This window comes from Sphingomonas sp. 3P27F8, assembly GCF_005502745.1.
GTDB lineage: Bacteria > Pseudomonadota > Alphaproteobacteria > Sphingomonadales > Sphingomonadaceae > Sphingomonas.
Genome location: NZ_SCNL01000007.1, coordinates 136,192 through 157,112, shown reverse-complemented (window position 1 = coordinate 157,112; position 20,921 = coordinate 136,192). Strand labels below are relative to the sequence as shown.

Annotated in this window: 21 protein-coding genes; 10 read left to right on the top strand and 11 right to left on the bottom strand. The window is 66.2% G+C overall.

The features are described 5' to 3' along the window. Positions 1 to 2 precede the first annotated feature (2 nt). Positions 3 to 212, top strand: coding sequence for an alanine racemase (locus FFS35_RS10360; protein ID WP_137787009.1), 210 nt, complete (start codon positions 3 to 5; stop codon positions 210 to 212). A gap of 67 nt (positions 213 to 279) precedes the next feature. Here the strand turns inward: FFS35_RS10360 and FFS35_RS10355 are convergent, their stop codons facing one another. Both FFS35_RS10355 and FFS35_RS10350 read right to left on the bottom strand, forming a co-directional pair. Continuing rightward, positions 280 to 1,452, bottom strand: coding sequence for an acetyl-CoA C-acetyltransferase (locus FFS35_RS10355; RefSeq protein WP_137787008.1), 1,173 nt, complete (start codon positions 1,450 to 1,452; stop codon positions 280 to 282). A 29-nt stretch (positions 1,453 to 1,481) separates the two neighbouring features. Next, positions 1,482 to 2,543 carry an alpha/beta fold hydrolase gene (locus FFS35_RS10350; protein WP_249341561.1) on the bottom strand — a complete coding sequence of 354 codons (1,062 nt, stop codon included), beginning with the start codon at positions 2,541 to 2,543 and terminating at the stop codon, positions 1,482 to 1,484. Positions 2,544 to 2,557: 14 nt separating this feature from the next. On the opposite strand from FFS35_RS10350, the gene phaR reads away from it, so the two are divergent. Beyond that, positions 2,558 to 3,118, top strand: coding sequence for a polyhydroxyalkanoate synthesis repressor PhaR (phaR, locus tag FFS35_RS10345; RefSeq protein WP_137787007.1), 561 nt, complete (start codon positions 2,558 to 2,560; stop codon positions 3,116 to 3,118). A 25-nt stretch (positions 3,119 to 3,143) separates the two neighbouring features. On the opposite strand, the gene FFS35_RS10340 is transcribed toward phaR, so the two are convergent. The 3 genes from FFS35_RS10340 to ada form a co-directional block, all read right to left on the bottom strand. Next, positions 3,144 to 4,349, bottom strand: coding sequence for an aspartyl protease family protein (locus FFS35_RS10340; RefSeq protein ID WP_137787006.1), 1,206 nt, complete (start codon positions 4,347 to 4,349; stop codon positions 3,144 to 3,146). Between the two features lie 100 nt (positions 4,350 to 4,449). Beyond that, entirely contained in the window at positions 4,450 to 5,964 is a 1,515-nt protein-coding gene (locus FFS35_RS10335) for a CpaF family protein (protein WP_137787005.1), read from the bottom strand. Between the two features lie 59 nt (positions 5,965 to 6,023). Further along, complete coding sequence (ada, locus tag FFS35_RS10330) at positions 6,024 to 7,079, bottom strand: bifunctional DNA-binding transcriptional regulator/O6-methylguanine-DNA methyltransferase Ada (protein ID WP_137787004.1); 1,056 nt, start codon at positions 7,077 to 7,079, stop codon at positions 6,024 to 6,026. Between the two features lie 68 nt (positions 7,080 to 7,147). On the opposite strand from ada, the gene FFS35_RS10325 reads away from it, so the two are divergent. After that, positions 7,148 to 7,927, top strand: a complete 780-nt coding sequence (locus tag FFS35_RS10325) for an enoyl-CoA hydratase (RefSeq protein ID WP_137787003.1) — start codon at positions 7,148 to 7,150, stop codon at positions 7,925 to 7,927. 21 nt (positions 7,928 to 7,948) lie between these two features. Here the strand turns inward: FFS35_RS10325 and FFS35_RS10320 are convergent, their stop codons facing one another. Then, positions 7,949 to 8,623 carry a dienelactone hydrolase family protein gene (locus FFS35_RS10320; protein WP_137787002.1) on the bottom strand — a complete coding sequence of 225 codons (675 nt, stop codon included), beginning with the start codon at positions 8,621 to 8,623 and terminating at the stop codon, positions 7,949 to 7,951. A gap of 160 nt (positions 8,624 to 8,783) precedes the next feature. Here FFS35_RS10320 and FFS35_RS10315 point away from each other — a divergent pair, with 160 nt between their 5' ends. The 5 genes from FFS35_RS10315 to FFS35_RS10295 are packed head-to-tail and all read left to right on the top strand — an operon-like array spanning position 8,784 to position 13,616. Next, positions 8,784 to 9,353, top strand: a complete 570-nt coding sequence (locus tag FFS35_RS10315; protein ID WP_137787001.1) for a F0F1 ATP synthase subunit delta — start codon at positions 8,784 to 8,786, stop codon at positions 9,351 to 9,353. A gap of 4 nt (positions 9,354 to 9,357) precedes the next feature. Then, positions 9,358 to 10,887 carry a F0F1 ATP synthase subunit alpha gene (gene atpA, locus FFS35_RS10310; protein WP_137787000.1) on the top strand — a complete coding sequence of 510 codons (1,530 nt, stop codon included), beginning with the start codon at positions 9,358 to 9,360 and terminating at the stop codon, positions 10,885 to 10,887. 49 nt (positions 10,888 to 10,936) lie between these two features. Further along, positions 10,937 to 11,815: a F0F1 ATP synthase subunit gamma gene (locus FFS35_RS10305; RefSeq protein WP_137786999.1), complete on the top strand. Its 879-nt coding sequence runs from the start codon at positions 10,937 to 10,939 to the stop codon at positions 11,813 to 11,815. 24 nt (positions 11,816 to 11,839) lie between these two features. Beyond that, positions 11,840 to 13,309, top strand: a complete 1,470-nt coding sequence (gene atpD, locus FFS35_RS10300; RefSeq protein ID WP_137786998.1) for a F0F1 ATP synthase subunit beta — start codon at positions 11,840 to 11,842, stop codon at positions 13,307 to 13,309. A gap of 55 nt (positions 13,310 to 13,364) precedes the next feature. Continuing rightward, positions 13,365 to 13,616 carry an ATP synthase F1 subunit epsilon gene (locus FFS35_RS10295; RefSeq protein ID WP_137786997.1) on the top strand — a complete coding sequence of 84 codons (252 nt, stop codon included), beginning with the start codon at positions 13,365 to 13,367 and terminating at the stop codon, positions 13,614 to 13,616. 324 nt (positions 13,617 to 13,940) lie between these two features. On the opposite strand, the gene cas5 is transcribed toward FFS35_RS10295, so the two are convergent. After that, positions 13,941 to 14,294 (bottom strand): CRISPR-associated protein Cas5, encoded by a 354-nt coding sequence (gene cas5 / locus FFS35_RS10290; protein WP_137786996.1) that lies wholly within the window; start codon positions 14,292 to 14,294, stop codon positions 13,941 to 13,943. 87 nt (positions 14,295 to 14,381) lie between these two features. Next, positions 14,382 to 16,553 (bottom strand): primosomal protein N', encoded by a 2,172-nt coding sequence (locus FFS35_RS10285; RefSeq protein ID WP_137786995.1) that lies wholly within the window; start codon positions 16,551 to 16,553, stop codon positions 14,382 to 14,384. 81 nt (positions 16,554 to 16,634) lie between these two features. Between FFS35_RS10285 and FFS35_RS10280 the strand changes: the two genes are divergently transcribed. Continuing rightward, positions 16,635 to 17,519 (top strand): tyrosine recombinase XerC, encoded by an 885-nt coding sequence (locus tag FFS35_RS10280; protein ID WP_137786994.1) that lies wholly within the window; start codon positions 16,635 to 16,637, stop codon positions 17,517 to 17,519. A 9-nt stretch (positions 17,520 to 17,528) separates the two neighbouring features. Here FFS35_RS10280 and gshB read toward each other — a convergent pair whose 3' ends face one another. The 3 genes from gshB to rsmI are packed head-to-tail and all read right to left on the bottom strand — an operon-like array spanning position 17,529 to position 19,735. Beyond that, positions 17,529 to 18,491, bottom strand: coding sequence for a glutathione synthase (gene gshB, locus FFS35_RS10275; RefSeq protein WP_137786993.1), 963 nt, complete (start codon positions 18,489 to 18,491; stop codon positions 17,529 to 17,531). Between the two features lie 51 nt (positions 18,492 to 18,542). Beyond that, entirely contained in the window at positions 18,543 to 18,881 is a 339-nt protein-coding gene (locus FFS35_RS10270; protein WP_171007593.1) for a YraN family protein, read from the bottom strand. An 11-nt stretch (positions 18,882 to 18,892) separates the two neighbouring features. Continuing rightward, complete coding sequence (rsmI, locus tag FFS35_RS10265) at positions 18,893 to 19,735, bottom strand: 16S rRNA (cytidine(1402)-2'-O)-methyltransferase (RefSeq protein ID WP_137786991.1); 843 nt, start codon at positions 19,733 to 19,735, stop codon at positions 18,893 to 18,895. Between rsmI and FFS35_RS10260 the strand changes: the two genes are divergently transcribed. Beyond that, positions 19,734 to 20,921: a penicillin-binding protein activator gene (locus tag FFS35_RS10260; RefSeq protein WP_137786990.1), complete on the top strand. Its 1,188-nt coding sequence runs from the start codon at positions 19,734 to 19,736 to the stop codon at positions 20,919 to 20,921. The two genes, rsmI and FFS35_RS10260, sit on opposite strands and share 2 nt — an antisense overlap.

Sequence of the window (20,921 nt, the reverse complement as noted above, 5' to 3'; positions counted from 1 at the left end):
TCGTGCGGCGGCTGGCGGACCCGGGGTGCCGTGATTTCTTGATCGCGAACCGGGCGGAGGCGCGCGCGCTGGTGGATACCGGCGTGACCGTTTCGGTGTTTCACGGCGTCCGCGCCGGGGATATGGCGCTGGCCGACCGGCCCAACGCCCGGCCTGCGCGCAACACGCCTACGCAGGTGAAGCGCTGGAAACAGGCCGGCGCTGGCCTTTGAGACGTCATGGTGAATACCGGGACGAACGGGCCAGGCGCATCGGCCCCGCCGATGCGGAGACGGTCGATCATCGCTCCACGCACATTGCGATGCCCATGCCCCCGCCGATGCAAAGCGTAGCCAGCCCCCGCTTCGCATCGCGGCGCTGCATTTCGTAGATCAGGGTTGTCAGCACGCGTGCCCCGCTTGCGCCGATCGGATGGCCGATCGCGATCGCGCCGCCATTCACGTTCACCTTTGCGGCATCCCAGCCCAATTCCTTGCCCACCGACAGCGCCTGCGCCGCGAATGCCTCATTCGCCTCGATCAGGTCGAGGTCCGCGAGCGTCCAGCCGGCCTTCTCCAGCGCCCGCTTTGTCGCCGGTACGGGGCCGATTCCCATGATCGATGGATCTACTCCCGCCGACGCCCAGGAGCGGATCGTGGCAAGGATCGGCGCACCGCGTCTCTCCGCTTCGGCGCGGCTCATCACCACCAGCGCCGCCGCACCGTCGTTCAGCCCGCTCGCGTTCGCGGCGGTGACGGTGCCGTCCTTTTTGAACGCCGGCCGCAAGCCTGATACGCTATCGATCGTCACACCGTCACGGATATATTCGTCCGCCTCGACGATCGTGTCGCCTTTGCGGCCCTTGATTGTGACCGGCGCTATTTCCGCAACGAAACGCCCAGCAGCCCTGGCGGCGGCTGCCTTGTTCTGGCTGCCGACCGCAAACTCGTCCTGTGCCTGACGCGTCACCTGATACTCAACCGCGAGGTTTTCTGCCGTCATTCCCATATGATAGCCGTTAAAGACGTCGGTCAGGCCATCCTTTATCATCGTGTCGATCAATTCGATCGCGCCCATCTTCTGTCCAGCGCGCAGCGCCTGCGCGTGGTTCGAGAGCGACATGCTCTCCTGCCCCCCAGCCACTACGATCGTCGCATCGCCCGTCTGGACCGCCTGCGCCGCAAGCGCGACCGCGCGCAAGCCGGAGCCGCACACCTGATTGACTCCCCAGGCCGGCACCTCCTTCGGCACGCCGGCCGCCATCGAAGCCTGACGGGCGGGATTTTGCCCCTGCGCGGCGGTAAGCACCTGGCCCAGGATCACCTCGCTCACCTCGTCGCTTGCCACTCCGGCCTGCGCGAGCGCTGCCTCGATCACCACGCGCCCCAGTTCATGCGCCGGAACCGTGGCAAAGGCCCCGAGGAAGCTGCCGACAGGGGTACGTTTGGCGGCGGTGATGACGACTTCGGTCATGACGGATGCTCCTGAATGATGGTTGCCCGCTACCTACCGACCGCTACGGCGCGAAGCCAGTCCCGCAGCGGGTCCCACAATTGCGCGCGCGCGCCGCTGCCGACGATCATGCCGACATGACCGGCACCGAGATCACGTCGCGACGCCAATCCCGCCGCCGTCGCCGCCGGTACGATCCGGTCGGAAAGCGAAACGAACTCCATTGCCGGGCAATCGAGTCGCCCCGGTCCGACGATGCTGCCACCGACCGACCACCGGTCCTGGCCGGGCAGATCCTGCGCGATCATCCCATCGAACAGTTCGGCCCCGGCTGCGTAGGTCAGCGGCTCCCCCCCGTTGGCCCAATCCTCGAGCGCGACGAACCTGGCTGCACTCGCCTCATCCATCGCCGCAAGCGCTTCGAACTTCGCGATGGTCCGTTGAGGGTCGATCCGCCAGAAGCCGGATTGCAGAACCTCCATCGGCACGAGACCGAGCTGGCGGCAGCCTGGCCCCGCCGTCGCCCATAACTCAGCAATGTCGGCGGCAGCTGAACCGTAGCCTGAGAAGTGCCAAGGCGCGGCGATGGTCGCCAGCCCTGCTATTTTCATCCGGCACGCCACCGCCATCGTCATTGTGCCTCCGAGGCAATAGCCGACTAATAGCGGCGGCGCGGGCAAGCGCGCGAGCAGCGGCTCCAGAATACGCTCGACGTGCGCCGCAATATCAAGCTCGCGGTCGGCGGGATCGGTCACCCCCCAATCGACCAGCCATGCGTGGAACCCCTGCGTCGATATCCACCGCACGATCGAGGTCTCCGCCGTAAGATCGAGCACGACCGGCGAATTGATGAGGGACGGCACGAATACCACTGGCGGCCCTTCACCACCATAATCGCGAAGCCGCGCACGCCGCCTGCGAAAGCGCGCGGGCGCCAGGCGGCGCGGCCTTCCCCGATCCGCGTCCTGGTAGCGGCGCAAACCGGCCAGCGCTGCGGCGGCGCGTTCGGGCGATGCTGCGGTTTCGCTGCGCAACATCTCCAGGAACAACGGCAACGGGCGCGGGCCGTGTTGCAGCGCGGCAGAATGTGCTGTACCGCGATAAATTCTCATTGCGGGAGCTTTCGATGAAGAAGCAGCATTCCGGTGACGGCGCGGTGATTATCAAGAAATACGCGAACCGTCGGCTCTATAATACCGAAAGCTCCTCATACATCACACTCGATCATCTTGCGCAGATGACGCGCGAAGGCCGTGAATTCCGCGTGGTCGATGCCAAGACCGACGAAGACATCACACACAATGTGCTGACGCAGATCATCATGGAGGAAGAAAGCCGGGGGCAGACGATGCTGCCGGTGAATTTCCTTCGCCAGCTGATCTCGATGTATGGCGATTCTATGCAGGCGATGGTGCCCGCCTATCTCGATGCTTCGATGGAGAGTTTCCGCCGCAACCAGGCGCAGTTCAAGTCCGCGGTTGAGGGCGCGTTCGCCAACTCGCCGTTTGCGGAAATGGCCAAGCGCAACATGGCGATGTTCGAGGTCGCGGCCAGCGCTTTCAAGCCGGGCAGCGGCGGCGCCTCCGATTCACCTGCGCCCGTCGCCGGGAGCAAGGACGACGAGATCGCCGCGCTGAAAGCAGAACTCTCGCGTCTGCAGGACAAGGTCGAGAAGCTCGGGCATTGAGCCCGCGGCGAAAGTCGGCGGCCGCTCAGTAGAAATCGGACAGCGTCAGCTTCCGCGCCGAACCATCGCACATGCCAAGCGAAACGATCCGCCCCGCGCGGCCGGCGGACCACGTGGCGAGCGGGCTTTCGGCATAGTCGCGTGCGATCGGCTGGCCATCGATCATGCAGATCAGGTCGCCCTCGCGCCAGCCCGCCGCAGCCGCAGGCCCGCCGCGCATCACATGCAGCACGCGCAGCCGCTCCGGCTCGATCCCGAGAAGCAGACCGCTGGTGGAGCGTAGCGGCGGCTCGTCCGCCCCGGCCTCAGGCGACAGCACCATCCGCCCGGCGGCGGGATCGAGCAGCACGCGGTAATTCTGCAGAAAGCCGGATCCAATCCGCCCCGCCGCGCCGATCGCTTCTGAAAAACCGCCGACGGGCTCGGCGCGCACCTCGACATTGCGCGCGACCAGCTGGCCGACCGCAAGCTGCGGCACGATGCCGATCGTGCTCACTACCGAACCGGCAAGCCCGAAGGAGATGGCGGTCGTAGTGCGGACGCCCGGCAAGCGCGCTTCGCGCCAGCCGCCGGACGTGACCGTGATCGACGAGCCGTCGCCGGTATCCACCACCATCGGTCGCAGCCGCGCCCCGCCCAGCGTCACTTCACCGATATAGACGCGCTTGTCGCGGGAGATGGCCAGCGGCGCCACCGCGCCGCGAAACGGCAACCGGCCCGAGCGCAACAGGCGAAAGCGCCGCGCGCCGTAATCGATGTCGATCGCATAGTCCCCGGTCAGGTCACGGCCGACAAGCAGATCGACCGGCCTTGCGCTGCCCGTCGCTATGGCGGGCAGATCGGCGACGCTAAGGCCGCCGCCGGTTCGCGTCAGGCCGCCAAGCACCAGATCGCGCGTCACGACCCAGCCGATATCAACCGCGCCGCCGATCGCGGTCGCGCTGCCGCCAGCGGAGATCGGCAGCTTCGCCGATTCCGCATAACGACGCGCCAGCACCGAATAGCTCACGCCAGTATCGAGGATCGCGGTCAGCGGCTTGCCGTCGACCGTCATGTCGAAGCGGATCTGGTTGCCCGGCGTCAGATCGAACGACACCCATCGCCCCTCGGCATCCGGCGACAATCGCGAAACGCCGGCGGCGCGCGCGCCGGGAGGCATGGCGGGCAGCGGCGCGAGCGCGGCAGGCGTGCCGGCAGCAAGGATCAGAGAAAGGATCGACGCGATCGCCATCCCACGCCAATGCACGTCCCGCCGATGAAATGCCACCGTCCGTCGCACGGCTGATCGCATTTGCCGCGAGGACCTCGCGCGGCGCCAAATCCCGAAAAGCTTACAGGCAGGCCTCAAGGAAGGGCTGATCGAAACCGAACTGCTTGGCCTTCTCCAGTGTATAGGGCCGCAGCCCCATCGCGCGATATTCGCCCAGGATCTTCCCGTCGGCGGTTTCATCGAGATACTCGAACTTGAACAGTTCCTGCGTCACGATCACCGGGCCTTCCATCCCGATCACCTCGGTGACATTCGTGACGCGACGCGATCCGTCGCGCAGGCGCTTCACCTGAATGATCATGTCCACCGAGTCCGCGATCTGGCGACTGATCGCCTCCTTCGGCACCTTGATGTCGGACATCATCACCATGTTCTCCATACGCGCCAGCGCCTCGCGCGGGCTGTTCGAGTGGAGCGTACACATGGAGCCGTCGTGGCCGGTGTTCATCGCGGCGAGCATGTCGAAACACTCGGAGCCGCGAATTTCGCCCAGGATGATGCGATCCGGGCGCATACGCAGCGCATTCTTCACAAGATCGCGGATCGAAATCTCGCCCTGGCCTTCAAGGTTCGCCGGGCGCGTTTCCAGCGGCAGCCAGTGCGGCTGCTGGAGGCGAAGCTCGGCCGCGTCCTCGATCGTCAGCACGCGCTCGCCAGGATCGATCATCTTGGAAAGCGCGTTGAGCATCGTCGTCTTGCCCGAGCCGGTGCCGCCCGAGATGACGATGTTGAATCGGCACGCACCAGCGATCTTCAGCGCGGTCGCCATCTTCGGGCTCATCGATCCAAAGCCGGCCATCATGTCCAGCGTGATCGGCTTCGCCGAGAATTTACGGATCGAAATAGCGGTGCCACGCAGCGACAGCGGCGGCACGATCACGTTGACACGGCTGCCGTCCTTCAGACGGGCGTCGGCCAGCGGCGTGGTCTGGTCGACGCGGCGGCCGACCGAGTTGCAGATGCGCTGCGCGATCTGGAACAGATGCTCCTCGTCGCGGAACTGGATCTGCGCGAGCTGAAGCTTGCCCTTCTTTTCGACGAACGTCTGATCCGGCCCGTTGACCATGATGTCCGACACGTCGGGATCGGCCAGCAATTCCTCCAGCGGTCCCAGGCCGAGCAGTTCGTCGACCAGCACCTTCTCCAGCGCGAATTGCTCGCGGCGGTTGAGCGTCAGCTTGAGTTCGGCGAGCACTTCGCCAATGATCGGGCGGAATTCCTCGGCAAGCTCGTCCTTGCCCAGCGTCGCGGCAGCCTCGGGATCGACGCGTTCCAGCAGGCGTGGCAGCACCTGCTCCTTGATTTTGTGAATCGACGCCTCGAAGCCGTCGACCTTGCTCGACCCGGCCTCGCCACTGGAATTCTGCCGGTCGGCCAGGCGTTGCATCGCGTCGAGCTGGGAGGCCGGCACGCCCGGCTCGGCGCTGGCCGGCAGCGGCAGGGTCTCGATCGGCGGAAACTGATCGCCACCATCGGAACGCGGCGGCGCGCCCCCGCCCTGCATGGGCCGCGCGACCCCGAAGCCCGGCCGCGTGCCCCCGCTGCCGGCACCATTGCGACGCCCAAACGCGCTCATACCCTGTCCGTCCCAAAAGTCATGGGTCGACGAGGTAAGCAGGAAGAATTTACATTTGCCTAACCACGCCGCGCCCGCTCGCGACCGTCATGTTCGCGCGCCCGAAGAACGCGCTTACGCTCAAGGCCATAAGCATAGCCTCCCTCCCCGCCATCCGCACGTTGCGCCCGATGGCATGGGATGACGACCGCGACCGGATTCGCGCCACAGGCCGTTCCGGCCGCGCGCACCGCGCCCGGGCTGCCCGCGATCGCCGCGAGTTCGGCATAAGAGCGCGTCTCCCCCGCCGGCACGTCGCGCAGCGCCTGCCAGATCGCCTCCTGAAAGGCGGTGCCCCTTACGTCCAGCGGCAGATCGTGGTCGCGATCGGGCGATTCGACCGCCGCCACGACGCGCGCCGCCAACTCGGCCAGCGCCACACCGCCAGGCTCGATCCTCGCGTGTGGAAAGCGGGCCGCCAGCGCCGACGCATCTTCCGCGAAGGACACGCGGCAGAGCCCTTTTTCGGTCGCCGCGATCAGCAACGGGCCAAGGCTCGTGCCCGCGATCGTCCAGCGGATCGTTTCTCCCGCGCCGCCGCGAACCCACGCGCCGGGCGCCATGCCGAGCCGCTTGGCCCCATGCGCATAGAACCGGCTCGGAGCGGAATAGCCTGCTTCGTAGATCGCGGGCGTTACCGAGCTCTCACCGCTCAACGCTTCCGCCACCCGGCGCGCTTTCAACCCCCGAGCATAGGCCGCCGGCGTGATGCCGGTCGCCCGCTTGAAAAGCCGGTGGAAATGATGCGGTGCATAGCCGACGCGCGCCGCAAGATCGTCTAGCGCGATCGCCGCCGCATCGTTTTCCTCGATCGCCGCCACAGCCTCGGCAACGGCGACACGATCGCGCGCCACCGCATCCGGCTTGCAGCGCAGGCAGGCCCGATAGCCCGCCGCCGCCGCCGCCGCGCCATCGCGATAGAAAGACACATTCTGCCGCTTCGGATGCCGCGCCGGGCAACTTGGCCGACAATAGATGCCGGTGGTTGCGACAGCGACGACGAACCGCCCGTCGGCGTTGCGATCGCGCGCGGCAAAGGCTTCCCAGGCGGCGGCCGTGTCGATGGTATCGGTCATGCGCTTGATGTAGGCGCTGCGCGAGGCCACGACATCCCGGTGCTTGCGATCAAAAGCTGGAGAGGGACATGAGCGAACTGGTTCTGGTCGAAATCGCCGATGGCGTCGCGACGATCACATTGAACCGCCCGGAGGCGATGAACGCCCTGTCGATCGCGCTGCGCCGCGCGCTTCATGACGCGGTGCGCCGGGTGGACGACGACGAAGCAGTGCGCGCCGTGGTGCTGACCGGCGCCGGAACGCGCGCCTTTACAGCCGGGCTCGATCTCAAGGAGCTGGGCTCACAGGTGGGGGCGCTGGGCGCGGCGAATGCCACCGACGCCTCGGACAATCCCGTGAAGGCGATCGAAGCCTGTCGCAAACCGGTGATCGGCGCGATCAACGGCGTTGCCATCACTGGCGGGTTCGAGGTGGCGCTGGCCTGCGACATTCTCATCGCCAGCGATAACGCGCGCTTTGCGGACACCCATGCCCGCGTCGGCGTGATGCCCGGCTGGGGGCTCAGCCAGAAACTGTCGCGACTGATCGGGATCGCCCGCGCAAAGGAACTGTCGCTGAGCGGCAACTTCCTCGACGCGGCTACCGCCGAACGCTGGGGACTGGTGAACCGCGTCGTACCCGCTGCCGATCTGCTGGCCGTCGCGCGGCGCCTCGCCGCAGACATCGCCTCTGCCGACGGCGAGTTCATCATCGCTTACAAGCAACTGATCGATGCGGGCCATGCGCTGCCGTTAGGCGAAGCGATCGCACTGGAGCATCGTGTGTCGTCCGCCGCCAATGCACAGGTCACGCCCGAATCGGTGGAGGCTCGCCGCGCGGCGGTGCAGGCACGGGGCCGCGCGCAATAGCCCCGATCACACCGCCGGCACTCATCCGCCGTTTGCGTGGAACAATGCCAGCGTACGCTCCTTCGCCAGATCGGCCGACGGCTCATGATAGTCTTTGCGCCGGTCGGAATTGAAGCCATGCCCTGCCTCGTAGACATACACCTCGGCGCGTGGCCACGCCTTGGCAGCGAGCTTTTCCACGCCCTCCATCGGGATACCGGAATCATGCCGGCCGAAATGCAGGACCACCGGCACCCTGGGCTCCTCTTCCGCCGCGGCTGGAATCAGGCTGCCATAATAAGCGGAAGCCGCCGCCACGCCATGCATCCGCGTCGCCGCGAACCAGGCGATCGAGCCACCGTAGCAATAGCCGACCACAAACACCGGCCCTTGCGCCTTCAGGGCATCGACGCAGCTTTGCACATCGGCGAGTGACTGTTCGAACGGATGCGCCTCGCGCGCCAGCCTGACGCCCTCGGCCAGCCCTTGTGCGTCATAGCCGCCTTCGAATCCCGGATGCTCGCGATCGAAGAGCGCCGGCGCGAGCACTTCATATCCATCGCTGGCATATTCATCCGCAAGATCGCGGATATGGTCGGTAACGCCGAATATCTCCTGCACCAGCACCACCCCGCCGCGCCGCTCTCCGACGGCGGGAACGCGATACACCGCGATATCGGCACCATCGCTCATCGACATCGCCATGAATTCACCCATCGTGATCCGCTCCTGCTTTTTGCTTTGTGCAACGAGTTATGACGCAAGGATTGCATAGCCGCGACCCCTTTGCTACGCGCCCCACAACCCAAGCGAGGTGCCGTTCGTGCGCCATTCGTTCGCTCGGGGCCAACCCGTGTCGACGAGGAAAGCGAATCGCGTGGATAGTTCCAGCGGTAATCTAGGTGGCAGCATCCAGGCGAGTCTGGGCGGACGTTACGCGACCGCGCTGTTCGAACTGGCGAAGGACGCCAAGGCGATCGACGCTGTCGAGGCGAGCGTCGCCAAGGTGCGCGCGGCTCTTGAGCAGTCGGATGATTTCAAGGCGCTGACGACCTCCCCGGTCGTCGCGCGTGAAGCGGCGACCAAGGCGGTGCTCGCCACTGCCGCGGAACTGGGCGTCGATCCCACCACCGCCAACTTCCTTGGCGTGCTGGCGCACAATCGCCGGCTGGCCGAGCTGCCGTCGATCCTCCGCGCCTTTCGCGCGCTCGTCGCGAGCCATCGCGGCGAGACGACGGCGGAAGTGACCAGCGCCCATCCGCTTTCCGACGATCAGGTGGCGGCGCTCAGGCAGCAGCTGCGCCAGCGCATCGGCCGCGAAGTATCGGTCGATCTCGCGGTCGAGCCCGCATTGCTTGGCGGGCTTGTCGTCCGCATCGGTTCACAGATGATCGATTCGTCGATCCGCACCCGTTTGAATGCGCTCGCCAGCGCGATGAAAGGCTGACGTAATGGATATCCGCGCCGCAGAAATCTCGAAGGTCATCAAGGACCAGATCGCCAATTTCGGCACCGAGGCACAGGTCAGCGAGACCGGCCAGGTGCTGAGCGTCGGTGATGGCATCGCGCGCATCTATGGCCTGGATAATGTCCAGGCGGGCGAGATGGTCGAATTCGCCAATGGCGTGCAGGGCATGGCGCTCAACCTTGAGGCCGACAATGTCGGCGTCGTGATCTTCGGCACCGATTCGGAGATCAAGGAAGGCGATATCGTCAAGCGCACCGGCACGATCGTTGACGTGCCCGTCGGCAAGGGTCTGCTCGGCCGCGTGGTCGATGGTCTTGGCAATCCGATCGACGGCAAGGGCCCGATCGAATCGACGGAGCGCCGCCGTGTCGAGGTCAAGGCGCCCGGCATCATCCCGCGCAAGTCGGTCAATGAGCCGGTGCAGACCGGTCTGAAGGCGATCGACGCGCTCGTGCCCGTCGGGCGTGGCCAGCGCGAGCTCATCATCGGCGATCGCCAGACCGGCAAGACCGCCGTCGCGATCGACACCTTCATCAACCAGAAGGGCCCGAACAAGAGCGACGACGAAGCGAAGAAGCTCTACTGCATCTATGTCGCGATCGGGCAGAAGCGCTCGACCGTCGCGCAGATCGTCCGCCAGCTCGAAGAAAATGGCGCGATGGAATATTCGATCGTGGTCGCCGCGACCGCGTCGGAGCCGGCGCCGCTGCAGTTCCTCGCGCCCTATACCGGCTGCGCGATGGGCGAGTATTTCCGCGACAACGGCATGCATGCCGTGATCGTGTATGACGATCTTTCGAAGCAGGCGGTGGCCTATCGCCAGATGTCGCTGCTGCTGCGTCGTCCGCCGGGTCGCGAAGCCTATCCGGGCGACGTCTTCTATCTCCACTCGCGCCTGCTGGAGCGCGCGGCGAAGATGAACGACGCGAACGGCAACGGCTCGCTTACCGCGCTGCCCATCATCGAAACGCAGGCTGGCGACGTGTCGGCGTACATCCCGACCAACGTGATCTCGATCACCGACGGCCAGATCTTCCTCGAAACCGATCTGTTCTTCGCGGGCATTCGCCCGGCGATCAACGTCGGCCTGTCGGTCAGTCGCGTCGGCTCGGCCGCGCAGACCAAGGCGATGAAGAAGGTATCGGGCTCGATCAAGCTGGAGCTGGCGCAGTATCGCGAGATGGCCGCATTCGCGCAGTTCGGCTCGGATCTCGATGCCTCGACGCAGCGCCTGCTGAACCGCGGCGCGCGCCTGACCGAACTGCTCAAGCAGCCACAGTTCAGCCCGCTGCCGTTCGAAGAGCAGACCGTGTCGATCTTCGCTGGCACCAACGGCTATCTTGACAACGTCGCGGTGCAGGATGTCGTTCGGTACGAGGCGGCGATGCTCGCGCACATGCGTGACGCGCATGCCGGCGTGCTGGCTGAAATTCGCGACAGTCGCGATCTCGGTGACGGCCCGAAGGCGAAAGTCAAGGAAGCGCTCGACGCATTCGCCAAGACGTTCGCTTGAAACTGATTGCCTTGGCTCCCGCTGCGGCGGGGGCGGATGAAGGAAGAAGATGGCTAGTCTGAAGGCCCTCAAGATCCGCATCGGCTCGGTGAAGTCGACGCAGAAGATCACCAAGGCGATGAAGATGGTCGCCGCCGCGAAGCTGCGCCGTGCGCAGGAAGCCGCCGTACAGGGCCGCCCGTATGCCGAGCGGCTGGGCGCGGTGATGGCGTCGCTCGCCAGCAAGGTGACGGTAAGCGAATCGTCACCGAAGCTCCTCGCCGGCACGGGCAGGGATCAGGTTCACCTGCTGGTGGTCGCGACATCCGAGCGCGGCCTGGCCGGTGCATTCAACACCAATATCGTCCGCGCCGCGCGCCGCAAGGCAGTCGAGCTGGAGGCCGCCGGCAAGACGGTGCGCTTCTATATCGCCGGCAAGAAAGGCCGCGTGCTTCGGCGCTTCTACCCGAACGGCATCGCCGCGGATCATGAGATGGGCGCGATCAAGACCGTCGCTTTCGACGACGCGCGGGTGATCGCCGATGATCTGATCCGCCGTTTCGAGGCGGGTGAATTCGACGTCGCGCACCTGTTCTTTGCCAAGTTTCAGTCTGCGCTGGTGCAGGAACCGACCGGCATCCCGATCATTCCCGTCCCGGTGCCCGCCAGCATCGAAAGCGCCAATGATGGCGGTGCGGCCGTAACCTATGAGCCGGACGAGGAATCGATCCTCGCCGATCTGCTGCCGCGCAACGTGGCGGTGCAGATCTTCCGCGCGCTGCTGGAAAATGCCGCATCGGAACAGGGCAGCCGCATGACCGCGATGGACAATGCGACCCGCAATGCCGGCGATATGATCAAACGGCTCAGCATCCAGTATAACCGCGCCCGCCAGGCCGCGATCACGACCGAACTGGTGGAAATCATCTCCGGCGCGGAAGCGCTCTAAGCATCGACAAGCAGGAAGCAGAACATGGCTACCGTCCTCGAAAACCGCCCTGCAACGGGCACCAATAGCGTCGGCCGCATCAGCCAGGTGATTGGCGCCGTCGTCGACGTGCATTTCGACAATAACCTGCCCGCGATCCTGTCGGCGCTGGAAACCAGCAACAACGGGCAGCGGCTGGTGCTCGAAGTTGCGCAGCATTTGGGCGAGAATACCGTCCGCACGATCGCGATGGACTCCACCGAGGGTCTGACGCGCGGCCAGACCGTGACCGATACCGGTGCACAGATCACCGTGCCGGTCGGCCCGGCGACGCTCGGTCGCATCCTCAACGTGATCGGCGAGCCGATCGACGAGCGCGGCCCGGTCAATTCCGCGCATCACGCGCCGATCCACGCGGAAGCACCGCTGTTCGTCGATCAGTCGACCGAAAGCTCGATCCTCGTCACCGGCATCAAGGTGATCGATCTGCTCGCGCCTTACGCAAAGGGCGGCAAGATCGGTCTGTTCGGCGGCGCGGGCGTCGGCAAGACGGTGCTCATCCAGGAACTCATCAACAACATCGCCAAGGGCCATGGCGGCACCTCGGTGTTCGCGGGCGTCGGCGAGCGCACCCGCGAGGGCAACGATCTGTATCATGAGTTCCTCGATGCAGGCGTCATCGCCAAGGATGCCGACGGCAATCCGACGAGCGAGGGCTCGAAGGTCGCGCTGGTGTTCGGCCAGATGAACGAGCCGCCGGGCGCGCGTGCGCGTGTCGCGCTTTCGGGCCTCACGATCGCGGAATACTTCCGCGATGTCGAAGGACAGGACGTGCTGTTCTTCGTCGATAATATCTTCCGCTTCACCCAGGCGGGTGCTGAAGTGTCGGCGCTGCTCGGCCGTATCCCGTCGGCTGTGGGCTATCAGCCGACGCTGTCGACCGACATGGGGGCGCTGCAGGAGCGCATCACCTCCACCAACAAGGGCTCGATCACCTCGGTGCAGGCGGTGTACGTGCCGGCCGATGACATGACCGACCCGGCGCCGGCCACGTCGTTCGCCCATCTTGACGCGACGACCGTGCTCAACCGCGCGATCTCCGAGCTTGGCATCTATCCGGCGGTCGATCCGCTCGATTCGTCCTCGCGCGTGCTGGAACCGCGCGTTGTCGGCCAGGAGCATTACGAAACCGCCCGCGCAGTGCAGGCGACGCTGCAGAAGTACAAGTCGCTGCAGGACATCATCGCCATCCTCGGCATGGACGAGCTTTCCGAAGAGGATAAGCTCACGGTCAGCCGGGCGCGCAAGATCCAGAAGTTCCTCAGCCAGCCGTTCCACGTCGCCGAGGTATTCACCAACATCCCGGGCAAGTTCGTGCAGCTTGAGGATACCGTCCGCTCGTTCAAGGCGGTGGTGAGCGGCGAGTATGACCACCTGCCGGAGAACGCCTTCTACATGGTTGGCGGGATCGACGAGGTCGTCGCCAAGGCCGAGAAGCTGGCGCAGGAGGCGTAAGCCACCCGGGCCTGCCCACCCCCTCCCCGCGCGGGGAGGGGTTAAGGAAGACAAGATGCTGCACTTCGAACTGGTTACCCCCGAGCGGCTGGTCCGCTCCGAGGATGTCTATATGGTCACCGTGCCCGGCTCCGAAGGTGACTTCGCGGTGCTTGAGGGGCATGCGCCGCTGATGTCCACGATCCGCGACGGCGAGCTGTTGCTGCAGCGGTCCGCCGGCAGCGCTCCCGAGGCAATCGCTATCCGTGGCGGCTTCGCGGAGGTTAACGCCAAAGGCCTGACGGTGCTGGCGGAGCATGCTGACTGAGTTTGACGACAGTCGCACGGCATATGCTGTTCTGGCGATGGATCCGCATCTGACAGGACAAATTCTCTAGCGCAGATACAGATAGTCGACCGACGTGCGGCTCTCGAGTTTAGCTCGCACGCATCAAACGATCTTGTCGGGCGAAATCAATTTCCCCGTCGTTCATGAAAAGTCTAGCAAACTGCCCCCGCGTGCCTTTGCCTGTGTCGGACAGAACCCAGCCAAGATCGATCGAGCCAGTGCCTATCAGGCGCGATCTTGGCAATGCAGCGGGCGGGGGCAGCGATAGTAATGCTGGGAAATCGGTCAAGCCCAGATGTGCTTTCACATTCGGCGAAAAAAATTCGCGGAAATCGACTGTAAATCGATGCCCGGCTGATCCGCGCTACTGGGCAACAGGGTTGCTTGGACAAGATATGCTACATCCAGCAATACCAATGCGCGTCGCAACCCGCGGGCAGTCCTAATTTCTTTCCACCTGCTGGATATCGGATTCATCACCGTTATCTTGCTGACGTAAAGTTCGTTGGCAATGCTGGGAAATGCGACATCTATGAGGCGAGCAGCGACGACCGGTGGCATCACGTCATATGTCACAAGATCGTCAGAGAATTCCGGCCGGCGAAAACAGGCGACATTCCCTTCGACCAGGAAATTGATCGTTTTCTCTTCGTTCACCCGGTGTTCTGCTCACGGTAACGATCCGGGCGTCTTTTAGCGTGAAAACGCCCTCATCGGGCGCCAAGCGGATGACGAAACGCGTGTTTAAAGAAAGCTGTACGGATCCACGTCCACCACGACTCTGACCTTCGCTGGCCATTCCAGCCCACCAAGCCATTCCCGTATCACGTCCTGCACGTCCAGCGTTCGCTTCGCGTGTACGAGCAGGCGATAGCGATGCCGCCCGCGTAGCATCGCCAGCGGTGCTGGCGCGGGGCCATAGACATGAATCCCCTCCACCGCGGGCGCGGCGCGTTCGATGAGGCGGGCGATCTCGTGCGCGGCTTGTTGATCCTCGCTCGACACAACGATCGCGGCATACCGCCCGAACGGAGGCGCCCCGGCCTCTCGCCGCGCTTCAGTTTCGGCGGCGTAGAAAGCGTCAGCATCCCCCGTCACCAGCGCCTGCATCACCTGTGCCTTCGGGCTATGCGTCTGGATATAGACGTGACCGGGCTTCTCCCCCCGCCCGGCACGCCCGGAAACTTGCCGAATCTGCTGAAAGGTGCGCTCCGCCGCGCGCAGATCGCCGCCTTCCAGCCCGAGATCGGCGTCCACCACGCCCACCAATGTCAGATTAGGAAAGTGATAACCCTTCGTCACAAGCTGGGTGCCGACGACGATATCGATATCCCCCGCCTCCATGCGGTTGACGAACTCGGCCGCCTTGGCGGGAGACCACATCGTGTCGGACGTGACGACCGCCACTCGCGCGCCGGGAAACAGCCCTGTCACCTCATCGGCGATCCGCTCCACACCGGGCCCGCAGGCGACGAGCGTATCCTCCTCCTTGCACTCCGGGCAAACCCGCGGCACCGGCTCGACATGCCCGCAATGATGGCAGGCGAGCCGCCGCGTCAGCCGGTGCTCGACCATCCAGGCCGTGCAATTTGGGCATTGGAAGCGATGCCCGCAGGTGCGGCACAACGTGAGCGGGGCATAGCCGCGCCGGTTCAGGAACAGCAGAGACTGCTCGCCGCGCCCAAGCGCTTCCTCGAGCGCTTTCACCAACGGCGGGGCGAGCCAGCGCCCGCGATCAGGCTTGTGTTCGATTAGGTCGAGAGCCTCGATCGTCGGCAGTTCGGCTGCGCCATAGCGTCCGGGAAGCTTCAGCTCCGCATAGTTGCCTAGCGCGACCTGTTGTCGCGTCTCGATCGCAGGCGTGGCAGAAGCAAGGATTACCGGGCACCGCTCGAACTTGCCGCGCATCACCGCCACATCGCGAGCGTGATAATGAACGCCGTCCTCCTGCTTGAAGCTCGTCTCATGCGCCTCGTCCACCACGATCAGCCCGAGATTGGCATAGGGCAGGAACAGCGCGGAACGCGCGCCCACCGTCACGGATGCGTGGCCGGACACGATCGCGCGCCACGCGCGCCGCCGTTGCGAGGAGCGCAAACCGGAATGCCACGCCACCGGCTCGCAACCGAAGCGATCGTGGAAGCGTTTCAGGAATGGTTCGGTCAGCGCGATTTCGGGCAGCAACACAAGGCATTGCCGCCCGGCCCGTATCGCCTCCGCCACCGCCTCGAAATAGACCTCGGTCTTGCCCGAACCGGTCACGCCATCGAGCAGCGTGGGGCGGAAATCGTGCGCACGAACGTCCGCGATCAGCGCATCCGCCGCGACCTGTTGCTCGGCGGCCAAGGCGGGGGGCGCGTGATCCGGATCAGGTGAAGCGTAAGGGCTGTCGATATCGACCTCCACCCCCTCGATCGCACCGGTCTTCACCAGCCCCCGGATCACGCCATCGGATACATCCGCGATCGTCGCCAGCTCGCGGATCAAGCCCTGCCGGTCGCCGATCCGTTCCAATGCCTGTGCCCGCTGCGGTGTAAGGCGATCCGGCACATCCCCGGTCGCGCGATATTCGACCACGAGCTTTTGCCCCTCCAGCGCAGCGGTGGAAGCAAGCGCCATGCGGGCTACGGCGGCGGGGGGGGAGAGGTAATAGCCCGCGGTCCATTCGATCAGCCGGCGCAGCGGCGCGCGCAGCGGCGGAGCATCGGCCACCGCGATCAGATTGCGCAGCCGGTTGTCCCCCACCTCCGCATCGGACGGCATCCGCTCAGGCTCCCACACCACGCCAAGGAGCTGGCGCGGCCCCAGTGGCGCGACGACGATCGAGCCCGGCTCGACCGCCATCCCCTGCGGAACGCGATAATCGAGCGGGCCGAGCGCGGCATTGAGCACCAGGACGCGGGCACGGGATGACATGGCCGCCATATGGCGTGGCGACGCCGCAGGTGCAAAGGCCGCCGCTGGACCAGAACGCCGATCGGCCCTAACCCACGCGCGATGACCGCGCTCGTTCCCGATTATGGCGCACACCTGCGGCGCGACCGCCGCCGCTCGGCCCACACGGTGCGCGCCTATGAGGCGACCGCCAACCGGCTGCTCGCGTTTCTCGCGCAACATTGGGGCGGCCCGGTCGATCGCACCGCGCTCGCACGGGTGAGCGCGGCGGACCTGCGCGCGTATCTCGCACAGCGCCGCGCCGACGGGCTGTCGAACACCTCGACCGCACGGGAGCTTTCCGCGGTGCGCGGTTTCCTTGACTGGGCGAATGGCGAGGGTGCGGCCCCGCGCCTCAAGGGACCGCGCGTCAAGCGCGGGGTGCCGCGCCCCATCTCGCCCGACGAGGCGGTGTCGCTGGCCGAGGAAGTGGCGGAGGACGCGCGGCACGAATGGGTCGGCGCGCGCGACTGGGCGGTGCTGCTGCTGCTCTACGGCGCCGGGCTACGCATCGGCGAGGCGGTGGGGCTGACCGGCGCGGCGATCCCGCTGGGGGAGACCATCGCCGTCACCGGCAAGCGCGAGAAGACGCGGATCGTGCCGCTGCTGCCGCAGGTGCGCGCGGCGATCGACGCCTATGTCGCGCAATGCCCGTGGCCACTCGCGCGCGATCTGCCGCTGTTCCGGGGTGTGCGGGGCGGCGCGCTTTCCCCCGGGGTCGTGCGGGTCGGCGTGCGCGTCGCGCGGCGGCGGCTGGGCCTATCCGAGCGGACCACCCCGCACGCGCTGCGCCACAGCTTCGCGACGCATCTGCTGGGCCGCGGCGCGGACCTGCGCGCGCTACAAGAACTGCTGGGGCATGCGAGCCTGAGTTCGACGCAGATTTATACGGCGGTGGACGCGGCGCATCTGCTCGAAGTCTACCGCAACGCGCATCCGCGCGGGTAGCCGCTTCGCCTAAAGCGCGCTTGCGTGCGCGAGCCTGCGCTCCACCGCGTCCCAGATCAGGCCGGCGACATCGGTGCCGTCGAACCGCTCGATCGCCACGATCCCGGTGGGCGAGGTGACGTTGATCTCGGTCAGCCACTCGCCGCCGATCACGTCGATGCCGACGAAGATCAGCCCGCGCTTCTTGAGTTCCGGGCCAAGCGCGGCGCAGATTTCGCGCTCCCTGGCGGTCAGCTCGGTTTTCTGCGCCGATCCGCCGACGGCGAGATTGCTGCGGAACTCCCCCTCGCCCGGCAGCCGGTTGATCGCGCCCGCGACCTCGCCATCGACCAGCACGATGCGCTTGTCGCCCTTCGCCACGTCGGGGAGGAACGCCTGGATCATGTGGGGTTCGCGCCACGCCGTGTTGAAAACTTCCATCAGCGCCGACAGATTCTCCCCTTCCGGCCCGACGCGGAAGATCGCCTTGCCGCCGTTGCCGTGCAGCGGCTTCACCACGATCGCGCCATGCCGCTTCAGGAAGGCACGCGCCTCATCCAGCGAGCGCGTGACGAGCGTCGGCGGCATGAACCGGGCATAATCGAGCACGAACACTTTCTCGGGCGCGTTGCGCACGCTCACCGGATCATTGACCACCAGCGTGCGGTCCGCGATCCGCTCCAGCAGGTGGGTGGCGGTGATATAGCCCAGATCGAACGGAGGATCCTGCCGCATCAGCACGACATCGGCGTCATCGCCCAGATCGAGCCGCACGGGATCGCCGAACCGGTAATGATCGCCCACGACGCGCTGCACCGTCACCGGGCGCGCCTTGGTCCACAGATGCCCGTCGGACCAGTTGAGATCGCTCGCGGCGTAATGAAACAGGCGATGCCCGCGCGCCTGCGCCGACAGCATCAGCGCGAAGCTCGAATCGCCGGCGATGTTGATCGATTCCAGCGGGTCCATCTGGACGGCGACGGTGAGGGTCATGCGGTCATCCCAATGTGGTGCGAGCGGATTTAGGGGGCGGCGCCGAAGAAGTCACCCGATCCAGGCGTTTTCGATATGCCGGGGCCGCTCGCCGGGCGCGAGCAGGATCACGTCGACACGGATATCCTCGCCCCCGGTGGCATAGACGGGCATCAGCAGCTCGGCTGCCGCCGCGACGCGGGCGAGCCTGCGCTGATCGATCGCGAAATCGAGATCGGCGGCGGTGCGGCGCGTCTTCACCTCGACGAAGGCGACGAGGCCCGCGCGCTTCGCCACCAGATCCACCTCGCCCGCCGGCGTGCGCACCCGCTGCGCCACCACCCGCCAGCCCTTGAGCCGAAGCCACCATGCCGCCAGCCGCTCCCCGCGCCGCCCGGCGGCCTCGGCCATGCGGCGGTCACTCAACCCTTCATCTCCAGCGCCCGCGCGTACAGCGCCTTGCGATCCAGCCCGAGCCGCCTCGCGACTTCGCCCGCCGCTTTCGAGGCGGGCAAGCGGGTGAGCGCTTCGGCCAGGGCGGCGTCGCCATCTTCCGCACTGGCGGGAGGCGCCTCGCCGGGCGGGCCGACGACGATGACGATCTCGCCCTTGGGCGGCGCATCGGCATAGCGCGCGGCGAGCGTCGTCAGCGTGCCCGTCACCGCTTCCTCGAATTTCTTGGTGATCTCACGTGTCACCGCCGCGTCGCGGTCGCCCAGCCCTTCCGCCAGCGCCGTGAGCGCGCCGGACAGCCGCGGGCCGCTTTCATAGAATACCAGCGTCGCGCGGATCGCCGCCACTTCCGCGATCGCGGCCGCACGCGCCCCCGCCTTGGCGGGCAGGAAACCCATGAACAGGAAGCGGTCGGTCGGCAAGCCAGCCAGCGTGAGCGCGGCGATCGCGGCGCACGGACCGGGGATCGTCACCACCTGATGCCCCGCCGCGCGCGCATCGCGCACCAGCTTGTAGCCGGGATCGGAGATCAGCGGCGTCCCCGCATCGGAAACCAGCGCGATCGCCTCCCGCGCCATCCGTGCGACCAGGCCGGGGCGCACCGCATCGGCATTGTGATCGTGATAGGCCTGCATCGGCCGCTTCGCACCGATATGTCGCAGCAAGGTCGCGGTGACGCGGGTATCCTCCACCGCGATCAGGTCGGCGTGCGCCAGCACCTGCGCAGCGCGCGGCGACAGGTCAGCAAGATTGCCGATCGGGGTCGCGACGATGTACAGGCCGGGTTCTAGGGAATTCACGAGGGGTCTCATGGCAGAAGCGATGACCGTCCGGCAACGGGCACGCGGCATATTCCGGTTGACGGCACTCGCCGGCGCACTGCTGCTCGGCGCGTGCCAGACGATCGTGCCGCGCGGCCCGGCCCCTGCGCCGGAGGCGGTGAAGCCCCCGACCGTATCGGAAGCCGAGGTGCAGACCGGTCTGCCGCGCGACACCGCGCGCAATCGCGTCGCGCTGCTCGTGCCGCTGTCGGGCGCGAATGCCGGGGTGGGCAAGAGCCTCGCCAACGCGACGCAGCTCGCGCTGCTCGATTCACGCAACGACAAGGTGCGGATCACCAATTACGACACGGCGATCGGCGCCGCCGCCGCCGCGCGCCGGGCGATTGCGGAGGGTGCGCAGCTCATCCTCGGCCCGTTGCTCGCGGAGGACGTGCGCGCCATCGCGCCGATCGCGCGGGCGGCGAAGATCCCGGTGCTGTCGTTCTCGAACGATGCGTCGGTGGCTGGTGACGGCGTCTATCTGATGGGGTACGCGCCCGCGCAGTCGATCGAGCGGGTCGTCGCATTTGCGCGCAGCCGCGGCGTCACCAATTTCGGCGGGCTGATCCCCAATTCGCTGTACGGCACGCGCGCCTCGACCACCTTCCTGCGTGCGGTGGAGAATGGTGGCGGCAAGGTCGTGTCGCTGCAGACCTATGACCGGTCGGGCGCGGCGATGGCCGCGGCGGTCGGCCGCATGGCGAAGGACGCACCGTTCGACGGCGTGCTGATCGCCGACAGCAGCGGGGCCGCGGCGGCGGGCGCACCGCTGGTGCGCAGATCGAGCCCCTCGGCGCGCATCTTGGGCAGCGAATTGTGGAATTCGGACAATGGCGGCGGCCGCGAGGCGCTCAACGGCGCGTGGTTCGCAAGCGTCTCGAACGGTTTCTATCGACAATATGTGACCAAATATCGCGCGCGCTTCGGCGCGGCACCCTATCGCCTGTCCAGCCTGGGCTATGATGCGGTGCTGCTGACCGCGCGGATCGCGCGGGACTGGCGCGTCGGCGCGCCCTTCCCCGAATCGCGGCTTCGCTCGGGCGAGGGCTATGCCGGGATCGATGGCGCCTTCCGATTCGGCCGCGACGGCGTCGCGGAGCGAGCGCTGGAGGTGCAGGAGATCAGGGACGGCTCGACCATCGTGGTATCGCCGGCCCCGACCAGCTTCGACCGGTAG